Source organism: uncultured Maricaulis sp., assembly GCF_905480005.1.
Classification (GTDB): Bacteria; Pseudomonadota; Alphaproteobacteria; order Caulobacterales; family Maricaulaceae; genus Maricaulis.
In genome coordinates this window covers 1-8,424 of record NZ_CAJQOO010000173.1, presented here as the reverse complement: position 1 = coordinate 8,424, position 8,424 = coordinate 1, and the positions used below count along the sequence as shown (strand labels likewise).

Genomic DNA, 8,424 nt, shown 5'->3' with positions numbered 1-8,424 from the left:
CGCCATGCGCGGCATGATCTCGAAAGCGGTGACCGCACCGCCGGAAACCTGTTTGGCGAGGCCGAGGAATTTGACGGCGTCATCGACACTGTCGAGGCCGCAAAAGGCAACCTCCATGCGCGAGGGGCGCGGGAAGAGTTTCAGGGTTGCGGCGGTGATGATGCCCAGCGTGCCCTCGGCGCCGATCAGCAATTGCTTGAGGTCGTACCCGGTATTGTCCTTCCTGAGGCCGGTCAGGCCCGACCAGATCGTGCCGTCGGGCAGGACGGCTTCCAGGCCCAGGACCAGTTCGCGGGTCATGCCATAGCGCAGCACATGCACGCCGCCGGCATTGGTCGAGATCAGCCCGCCAATCATGGCCGAGCCTTGCGAACCCAGGGAGAGCGGGAAGAGGCGGTTATTGTCGGCGGCAAGGGTTTGCAGGTTTTCCAGCACACAGCCGGCCTCGACCGTCATCGAGTCATTATCGACATCGACCTCGCGGATGCCGGTCATGCGCTTGAGCGTCAGCAATACCTCGCCCATCGGCGTCGCCGCACCGCACAGAGACGTATTGCCGCCTTGCGGCGTGATGGCCACGCCCGCCTCGTGGCACAGGCGGACACAGGCGGAGACTTCTTCGGTATTGGCCGGTTTGAGCAGGATCGGGGTCGAGCCCTGATAGCGACCACGCCAGTCGGCGACATGCGGCGCCAGCTCATGCGCGTCCCGGGACCAGCCCTTCGGCCCGAGGACTTGTTTGAGCTGGTCGAGAAGGCCGGCTGGCAGCGGTGTGGCGGTCTGGGCGTCGGCGGGCATGTCGGTCACGGTCATGGCGGGGTCCGGTCGGGCGTTCGAGGTCAGATCAGGTCGTCTTTGGGGGCCGCAGCGCGTTGCAGCCGGTCATTGATGGCTTCACCCAAGCCCTCATTGGGGATGGGCGCAACCGCAATCCGCGATGCGCCCCTGGCATCCAGCGCCCGCAGGGCCGCAAACAGCCCGGTTGCCGCTTCGGCCAGATCGCCGCTGGCAGACAGGGTGAGGTCGCCGGCTATCGCGCCAAAACCGAGCAGGAGCTCGCCGTCCCCGGCGCGGGTCGCATCCAGGCGCATGGCGGCATTCGGCGCGTAATGGCTTTTCATCATGCCGGGCGCGAGCAGGGTTTCGCTTGATCCGGCTTCGGCGAGACGCCCGGTAATCGCCTCGATCTGCCGACGGGGCAGCCCGCCCGGCCGCAACAGGGTCGGCGCGCCGCCCAGCAGGGCGATGACGGAGGATTCGAGACCGACCGGGCAGCTGCCGCCATCCAGGATGAGATCGATCCGGTCGCCCAGCCCTTCTGCGACATGGGCCGCCGTGGTCGGGCTGATGGCGCCGGACGGGTTGGCGCTGGGGGCCACAAGGGGGCCGTCAAAGGCCCGGATCAGCGCCTGGGCGGCTGTGTGGCGCGGGGCGCGCAGGGCGATCGAGTCGAGCCCGGCATTGGCAATGTCGGCGATCGGCGCGTCGGGACGTTTCGGCAGGACCAGGGTCAGCGGACCCGGCCAGAAGGTCTCGGCCAGCTGATCCGCCATGTCCGGCCAGCCCGCCAGGCGCCAGGCCATATTGGGTCCGGAAACATGGGCGATCAGCGGATTGAAACGGGGCCGGCCCTTGGCGGCATAGAGGCGGGCAACGGCGTCCGCATTGCCGGCATCGGCGGCGAGGCCGTAGACGGTCTCGGTCGGCATGGCCACCAGGCCACCCGCCTTGAGGATGGCGGCGGCCTCGTCGATCACGGCCGGGTCGCTGGCCGGCTTGATCGGGGCAGATGTGACGGATGCGCTCATGGCGATGAGCTAGCGCCTGGCGGGGCCGTCATGCAAGCGCCGGTGGCAAGTTATTCCGCCGCATCGGCTTCGACATGGATGACAAGCGTGACTTCGGCCGCCGCGGAACCCCAGCTCGATCCACCGACACCGAAATCGGCGCGGGCGATGGTGAAGCGACTGTCCGCGACCGCGCGACCATCGGCAATCTCGAGCGTGAAGGGCATTACCGTCTCCTGCTCACTGCCGCGCATGGTCATGATGCCATGGGCCTCATAGCCGGTATCGGTGGCGCGGATATCCTCGGAGACAAAGCGCGCCGTCTCGTAATCGACCGGGTTGAGACCGGAATTGGACAGCATGCTGTCATCCATCTGGCGATTGCCGGTCGAGCCGCTGGCCGTGGTCACGCTGGCCTCGATCCGCGCCTCATCCAGATTGTCGGGATCAAGCGTGATCGCGGCGGACCAGGTGTCGAAGGCACCGCTGACGGCGCCGCCGGACACGGTCGTCTCGAAGCCGACGCTGGAGGCGTCATGATCGACCGACCAGTCCTGGGCGGTGGCCGGCAGGCTGAGTGCGGCGGAGCTGGCAAGCGCGAGGAGGGCGGTACGCAACATGGGAACTTATCCTTTCAGGAAGGGGATCATGCGGCCGATCAATCCATCCTTGTTGATGAACTGGTGCTTAAGGGCCGCCGCAACATGCAGGCCGAGCAGGCCGAAAATGACCCAGCCGCCGGCGCCGTGCACGCTGCCGGTGACGTTCTGGAAGTCTTCGGTCTGTGGCACCGGCAGCTTGGGCAGGACGAGATCGGGATTGTTGAACAGGAGGGTGGGCGGTTCGGCGGCCGAGGCGGCGACGAGACCACCGAGCGGCAGGCCGATCATGACGGCGTAGAAGGCCCAGTGAGTGGCTGTCGCCGCCAACCGCTCCCAGCTTGCCATGCCCTCGGGCAGGGCCGGGGCCGGATGGGTCAGGCGCCAGGCGAGACGCCCCAGGGACAGGGCCAGGATCAACAGGCCGACCGTCTTGTGCATGTTGTAGGCAAACTGCACCTCGCCGATCGTGACATCACCGCCGGCGAAAAGCGTCTCCTTCAGCTCTTCCATATTCCACGCATAGAAGACCATTCCGACCAGAAGGACGGCGAGGATCCAATGCAGGGCGATGGCCACTCCGGTGTAACGCTGTGAGTCCGACATCTCAGTCTCCTTCCCTCAGGAATTCTGCTTCAACCAGGATACGCACAGTCGGGCCGACAATGCTGTGTGGCAAATTGCCGATATTGAACGTGTCGCGATCGAGCGCTCCGTCGGCGCTGAAGCCGATCGCGGGGCGACCTTCCAGCGGATTGGTCACCCCGCCATGAAAGGTGACGTCGAGCGTGACCGGCGCGGTGACGCCGTTCAGCGTGAGATTGCCGGTCACCGCGCCGGAAGTCTCACCGGTGATCCGGATGCTGGTGCTTTCAAACAGGATTTGCGGATTGCGATCGGCATGAAGCCACCCGGCGGCGAGGTCGCTGTCGAAGGCGGGATCGCCGGTGGAGATGGAGGTCGCATCGATCGAGGCGGTCAGCTGCGCCGCGTCCGGTCGGGCCGGGTCGAAGTCGAGCCGGGCGTCCAGCCTGTCGAAGCGGCCGGTATACCAGCTCAGCCCCATATGCCGGACCTGCCAGGTCACGCTCGCATGCGCTGTGTCCAGCGCCCACTCGCCTGCGGGCAGGCGCTGCGGGTCAGTGGTCGGCGTCAGGCAGGCACCCAGGGACAGGCAGCCGGCGAGGGCGAGGAGGCGGAGCAAGGTCTTCATGCCTCCATTATATGAGGCGAACCGGCGTCGCGTGAAAGCCACACCTTGCGCCGGGATGGACAAAACACTGTTTCCGGATTCGCTTCACACGATGTTGGAGCTATGTTGCGGCCCACAAGAAATGCCGTTCAGGCAATCCATGAGGAGACCGTCCATGTCCTATCGCGCGCCCGTCGATGAAATGCGTTTCACGCTCGAAGAAGTGGCGGCCGTGGAAGGGCTGAAGGCAACCGGAGCCTTTCCCGATTTCTCCTCCGATCTCACCGGCGCCATCCTGGAGGAAGCCGCCAAGCTCGCCGAAGGCGTGCTGGCGCCGCTCAACAAGGTGGGTGATGCCGAGCATTGCAAGCTGGCCAATGACAGCGTGACCACGCCGACCGGCTTCAAGGAAGCCTATGCCCAGTTCGTCGAGGGTGGCTGGCAAGGTCTGCAATTCGAGGCCGATCACGGGGGTATGGGCCTGCCGCGCGCGCTCGGCGTCGCCGTGCTGGAAATGATCCAGGGGGCCAATCTCGCATTCGGTCTCGGTCCGATGCTGACCTATGGCGCCATCGAGGCGCTGATCGCGCACGGCACGGATGAGCAAAAGGCGATGTATCTGCCCAAGCTGATCACCGGCGAATGGTCAGGCACGATGAATCTGACCGAACCCTCTGCCGGGTCCGATGTCGGCGCGCTGCGCTCAAAGGCCGAGCCCAACCCGGACGGCAGCTGGGCGATTTCCGGCCAGAAGATCTACATCACCTGGGGTGATCATGATTGCGCCGACAATATCATCCACCTCGTGCTGGCGCGCACGCCGGACTCGCCGGCCGGCACCAAGGGCATCTCGCTCTTCATCGTGCCGAAAGTCCTGCCCGACGGTTCGACCAATACGCTCAAGGCGATCGGTCTGGAGCACAAGCTGGGCATTCATGGCTCGCCGACCTGCACCATGGAATATGCCGGGGCGACCGGCTGGCTGATCGGTGGCGAGAATGCCGGCATGCGCTGCATGTTCACGATGATGAATTCGGCCCGTCTCAATGTTGGCGTCCAGGGCGTCGGCATTGCCGAGCGCGCCTACCAGCAGGCGCTTGCCTATGCGGCGGACCGCAAGCAGGGCAAGGCATTCGACGCGGAGGGCCCGGCCCCGCACGCGATCATTCATCATCCCGACATCAAGCGGACCCTGTCCCTGATGAAGGCCAAGATCGCCGCCTCGCGAGCCATTTGCATTTGCTGCGCCGTGTCCGCCGATCTCGCGCATTATTCCGACGACGCTGAAGAAAAGGCCGCTGCCAAGCGCCGCGAGGAATTGCTGACCCCGATCGCCAAGGCCTGGTCGACCGATATCGGTGTCGAGGTCGCCTCGGCCAATATCCAGGTCCATGGCGGAATGGGCTATATCGAGGAAACCGGCGCCGCCCAGCATTTGCGCGATGCCCGCATCACGCCCATCTATGAAGGCACGAATGCGATCCAGGCCATCGACCTGGTCGGCCGCAAGCTCTCCATGGCCGACGGTGCCGCCTTTGACGAGCTCTACGCCGATATCGACCAGACCATTGAGAGCTGCCTGACCTCTTCCCACCCGGACCTGCCGCCGCTCGGCGAGCGTCTGCGGGACAGTCTGGAAGCCCTGCAGGAGGCAGCGGACTGGCTGGCCGAGGCCGACATGAAGGACCGTCTGGCGGGGGCCACACCCTTCCTGACCCTGGCCGGCGAGACGGTTGGCGGATGGCTGTTGTGCGTCGGTGCTGTTTCTGCGCGTCGTCGCCAGAAGGAGAATGTCGGCGATCCGGCTTTTGCCGCCCAGCGCATCGCCCTGGCCAATTTCTATGCCGAGGCCGTCCTGAGCCTGGCGCCGTCACGCGTCGACGACATCACCATGGGCGCCGACATGATCGACGAGGTCGGTTTCGGGATCTAGCGGAGACGATTTTCCTCCCCACGCCGTGGGGAGGATGCTGGTCGGTTTGTGTCGCTCCGTGAGGGGAGGCGCCGCCCGTCAGGCGATATCGCCGCGGCGATCAGGGCTCGGGCTCAGGCTCTGGCTCGGGCTCAGACTCAGACCCACATCGCGTCGGCATTGGGGTGGCCACGTCCGTCGAGGAGGCGAACCAGGCCGACCACGCCGCGGATCAGCATCCACACCCAGACCAGGAGCAGCCCGAACAGGCCGAAGGGGGCGAGGATGACGGTCATGATCATCAGCGCACACGCGACAATGCCGACCACGGCGGTCCAGAAGGACTTGATCTGGAAAGTGTAGTGCGATTGCAGCCAGTGTGGTGCCTGTTCGCGCCTTGCATAGGCGATGATCACCGCCAGCAGGCTGGAAATGCCGATGATATTGCCGACCAGGAAGAGCACATAGTTCAGACCGGCGAACAACTTGTCGTCGCGGTCGGCCGAACGGCTGGAACCGGGCTCGATAATTGTATCTGACATCTGGCAAATCTCCTTACCTGCCAAACATGCCAGAGGCGGCGCCGGCGTCCAAGCGGGACAGGGGAGGACATGATCCCCTGCGACCTTGCGGCCACGCCGACAGCTTAAAATACCGTCATGGACAGGCGGGCTTCTTGGTTGTGGGGAGTTTTCGACGTATCGAAGACATCAACACTGACAGTCAGGACTTGTTCAGCTCGTGTTAGCCAGAATGCTCGATATCCTGATCCCGGTCCTGCTGATCGGCGGCGGGCTGTTCTATGTCGGCCTGCTGGCTGCGGGATTGCTGGCGGGTTGGCATTTGCCCTATCCGGCCAGCTATTGGTGGCTGGCGGGGACCGGATGTCCGGCGCTCGGACTGGCATTGATGTATTGGCGGGCCCAATCGGACCCGTCACTCCTGGAGGGGGAAGAGGAATGAGTTTGATCGTCACCATGGCTGACACGGTACCGGGGCGCGAGATTGACCGCGTTGTTGGCGTCGCCCGCGGCAATGTGGTCCGGGCCCGCTTCTTCGGCCGGGATTTCATCGCCGGGCTGCGCAATCTCGTCGGCGGCGAAGTCCCCGAATACACCAATCTCCTCTCCGAATCCCGCGAGCAGGCTCTCGACCGCATGGCCAAGCATGCCGAGGAGCTGGGCGCTGACGCGATTGTGACCCTGCGTCTCACGACCTCATCGGTCATGGAAGGCGCGGCGGAAATCCTCGCTTATGGAACGGCTGTCAAACTGAAATGAGTCCCTTGATGAAGCGTCTTGCTGGCCGTGCGGCCGACGAAATCCTCGAAACCGGCCGGTTCATTGCCGGTGTTGTTGCTGTCTGGCTTGGCCTGGTGACCTTTGGCTTTGCGGCCTTCCACATCCCGTCCGAGAGCATGCAGCCCTCGCTGGAAGTCGGTGACCGGGTTCTGGTGTCGAAATGGGCCTATGGCTATTCGGTCCATTCGCTGCCGCTTGGCCTGGGCTATGTCCTGCCTGACAGCTGGAATGGCCGCCTTGCCTGGTCGCAGCCGCGGCGCGGGGATGTTGTCGTGTTCCGCGACGAGAACCAGTCGCCGGCGCGTAATCTGATCAAGCGGGTCGTCGGCATTGAAGGCGATGTGATCGAGGTTCGCGAAGGCCGTCTCTATATCAATGGCGAGGTCGCGCCTCGCATGCTGGAAGATGTGCGCACCTATCGCGAGGATCGGTCCAGCACGGCGGTCACCGTCAGCCATTACACGGAAATCCTGCCGGGCGATCGGGAACACCCGATCTATGAGCGCGGCGATAATTACGACCTCGATGATTTCGGGCCGGTCACTGTGCGTCCGGGCACTGTTTTCGCCATGGGTGACAATCGCGACGCGTCGCGTGACAGCCGCGCATCGGGTGGTCCGGGCTTTGTGCCGCTGGAGAATGTTGTCGGCCGTGCCGAGACGGTTCTCTTCACGCTCGAGCGCTGCCGCCGCGAGCAGGGCCTGCATTGTCCGACCGGCCGGGTCTGGCGCGGACTGTAGGTGCGCCCTAGTCTCTCCCCGACACAACAGGATCGGGGAGAGAGCCGCATGAGCCTCAAGGGAAAAACCATATTCATCACCGGCGCGTCTCGCGGCATTGGTCTGGCCATTGGCGAGCGCTGTGCCCGTGATGGCGCCAATATTGTGATCGCGGCCAAGTCGGACACGGTGGATCCGCGCCTGGAAGGCACGATCCACACAGCCGCCGCGGCGATCGAGGCGGCGGGCGGACAGGCGCTGGCCGTCAAGTGTGACATCCGTGACGAGGCCCAGGTCGAAGCCGCAGTCGAGGCCGGGTTCGAGCGCTTTGGCGGTATCGACGCGGTCATCAACAATGCCTCCGCCATCTACCCACGGCCGACGGCCGACGTGCCGATGAAGCGCTATGACCTGATGCACCAGGTCAATGGGCGCGGCACCTTCCTGACCACGCAGAAATGCCTGCCGCACCTGATGAAGGCCGAGAACCCGCACATTATCGCCCTGGCGCCGCCGCTCGACATGCGCGGGATGTGGTTCGGGCCGCATGTCGCCTACACCTCGGCGAAATATCAGATGAGCCTGTGCATCCTGGGCTGGGGCGAGGAGTTCAAGGGGAAGATCGGCGCCAATGCGATCTGGCCGCGCACCGCCGTTGCCACGGCCGCGATTTCCAACGTTCTGGCCGGCGAGGAGGCGATGAAAAGCTGCCGCAAGCCGGAAATTCTCGCCGATACGGCTTATGCCGTCCTCAACAAGCCGGCGGCGACCTTCACCGGCAATTTCATCATCGATGACAGCTTCCTGTGGGATGAGGGCGAGCGCGACCTCGACAAGTATTCCTACGACCCGTCGATCGAGCTCCTGCCCGATTTCTTCGTGCCGGAAGAGCCGGCTGCGCCTCCGGGCGTGAA

The 8,424-nt window shown here is 64.6% G+C and carries 11 protein-coding genes; 5 read left to right on the top strand and 6 right to left on the bottom strand.

Annotated features, from left to right (window positions below; all coding sequences use genetic code 11):
* The 5 genes from QZ266_RS14295 to QZ266_RS14275 form a co-directional block, all read right to left on the bottom strand.
* Positions 1-813: FAD-binding oxidoreductase (locus tag QZ266_RS14295; protein ID WP_295696307.1), on the bottom strand; the 813-nt coding region annotated here is incomplete at its 3' end.
* A 26-nt stretch (positions 814-839) separates the two neighbouring features.
* The gene (locus QZ266_RS14290; protein ID WP_295696306.1) at positions 840-1,808 is read right to left on the bottom strand and encodes an L-threonylcarbamoyladenylate synthase; all 969 of its coding nucleotides are present in this window, start codon (positions 1,806-1,808) and stop codon (positions 840-842) included.
* A gap of 50 nt (positions 1,809-1,858) precedes the next feature.
* Positions 1,859-2,407 (bottom strand): YceI family protein, encoded by a 549-nt coding sequence (locus QZ266_RS14285; protein WP_295696305.1) that lies wholly within the window; start codon positions 2,405-2,407, stop codon positions 1,859-1,861.
* Between the two features lie 6 nt (positions 2,408-2,413).
* Positions 2,414-2,992: a cytochrome b gene (locus QZ266_RS14280; RefSeq protein WP_295696304.1), complete on the bottom strand. Its 579-nt coding sequence runs from the start codon at positions 2,990-2,992 to the stop codon at positions 2,414-2,416.
* A 1-nt stretch (position 2,993) separates the two neighbouring features.
* The gene (locus QZ266_RS14275; protein ID WP_295696303.1) at positions 2,994-3,599 is read right to left on the bottom strand and encodes a YceI family protein; all 606 of its coding nucleotides are present in this window, start codon (positions 3,597-3,599) and stop codon (positions 2,994-2,996) included.
* A gap of 154 nt (positions 3,600-3,753) precedes the next feature.
* On the opposite strand from QZ266_RS14275, the gene QZ266_RS14270 reads away from it, so the two are divergent.
* The gene (locus tag QZ266_RS14270) at positions 3,754-5,511 is read left to right on the top strand and encodes an acyl-CoA dehydrogenase (protein WP_295696302.1); all 1,758 of its coding nucleotides are present in this window, start codon (positions 3,754-3,756) and stop codon (positions 5,509-5,511) included.
* 137 nt (positions 5,512-5,648) lie between these two features.
* Here QZ266_RS14270 and QZ266_RS14265 read toward each other — a convergent pair whose 3' ends face one another.
* A complete protein-coding gene (locus tag QZ266_RS14265; RefSeq protein WP_295696301.1) occupies positions 5,649-6,032 on the bottom strand; it encodes a hypothetical protein in 384 nt (127 codons plus the stop codon).
* A 199-nt stretch (positions 6,033-6,231) separates the two neighbouring features.
* On the opposite strand from QZ266_RS14265, the gene QZ266_RS14260 reads away from it, so the two are divergent.
* From QZ266_RS14260 to QZ266_RS14245, 4 genes are all read left to right on the top strand, one after another.
* The gene (locus tag QZ266_RS14260; RefSeq protein WP_295696300.1) at positions 6,232-6,453 is read left to right on the top strand and encodes a hypothetical protein; all 222 of its coding nucleotides are present in this window, start codon (positions 6,232-6,234) and stop codon (positions 6,451-6,453) included.
* Positions 6,450-6,770, top strand: a complete 321-nt coding sequence (locus QZ266_RS14255; protein ID WP_295696298.1) for a YbjQ family protein — start codon at positions 6,450-6,452, stop codon at positions 6,768-6,770. Before QZ266_RS14260 ends, QZ266_RS14255 begins: the two co-directional genes overlap by 4 nt.
* Positions 6,771-6,778: 8 nt before the next feature.
* Positions 6,779-7,531 carry a signal peptidase I gene (gene lepB / locus QZ266_RS14250; protein ID WP_295696296.1) on the top strand — a complete coding sequence of 251 codons (753 nt, stop codon included), beginning with the start codon at positions 6,779-6,781 and terminating at the stop codon, positions 7,529-7,531.
* A gap of 48 nt (positions 7,532-7,579) precedes the next feature.
* Positions 7,580-8,424: NAD(P)-dependent oxidoreductase (locus QZ266_RS14245; RefSeq protein WP_295696294.1), on the top strand; the 845-nt coding region annotated here is incomplete at its 3' end.

Coding starts and splice junctions, on each gene's coding strand:
- QZ266_RS14265 (WP_295696301.1), bottom strand. CDS start 6,032: ATGTCAGATACAATTATCGAGCCCGGTTCCAGCCGTTCGGCCGACCGC.
- QZ266_RS14285 (WP_295696305.1), bottom strand. CDS start 2,407: ATGTTGCGTACCGCCCTCCTCGCGCTTGCCAGCTCCGCCGCACTCAGC.
- QZ266_RS14255 (WP_295696298.1), top strand. CDS start 6,450: ATGAGTTTGATCGTCACCATGGCTGACACGGTACCGGGGCGCGAGATT.
- QZ266_RS14275 (WP_295696303.1), bottom strand. CDS start 3,599: ATGAAGACCTTGCTCCGCCTCCTCGCCCTCGCCGGCTGCCTGTCCCTG.
- QZ266_RS14280 (WP_295696304.1), bottom strand. CDS start 2,992: ATGTCGGACTCACAGCGTTACACCGGAGTGGCCATCGCCCTGCATTGG.
- QZ266_RS14290 (WP_295696306.1), bottom strand. CDS start 1,808: ATGAGCGCATCCGTCACATCTGCCCCGATCAAGCCGGCCAGCGACCCG.
- QZ266_RS14270 (WP_295696302.1), top strand. CDS start 3,754: ATGTCCTATCGCGCGCCCGTCGATGAAATGCGTTTCACGCTCGAAGAA.
- lepB (WP_295696296.1), top strand. CDS start 6,779: ATGAAGCGTCTTGCTGGCCGTGCGGCCGACGAAATCCTCGAAACCGGC.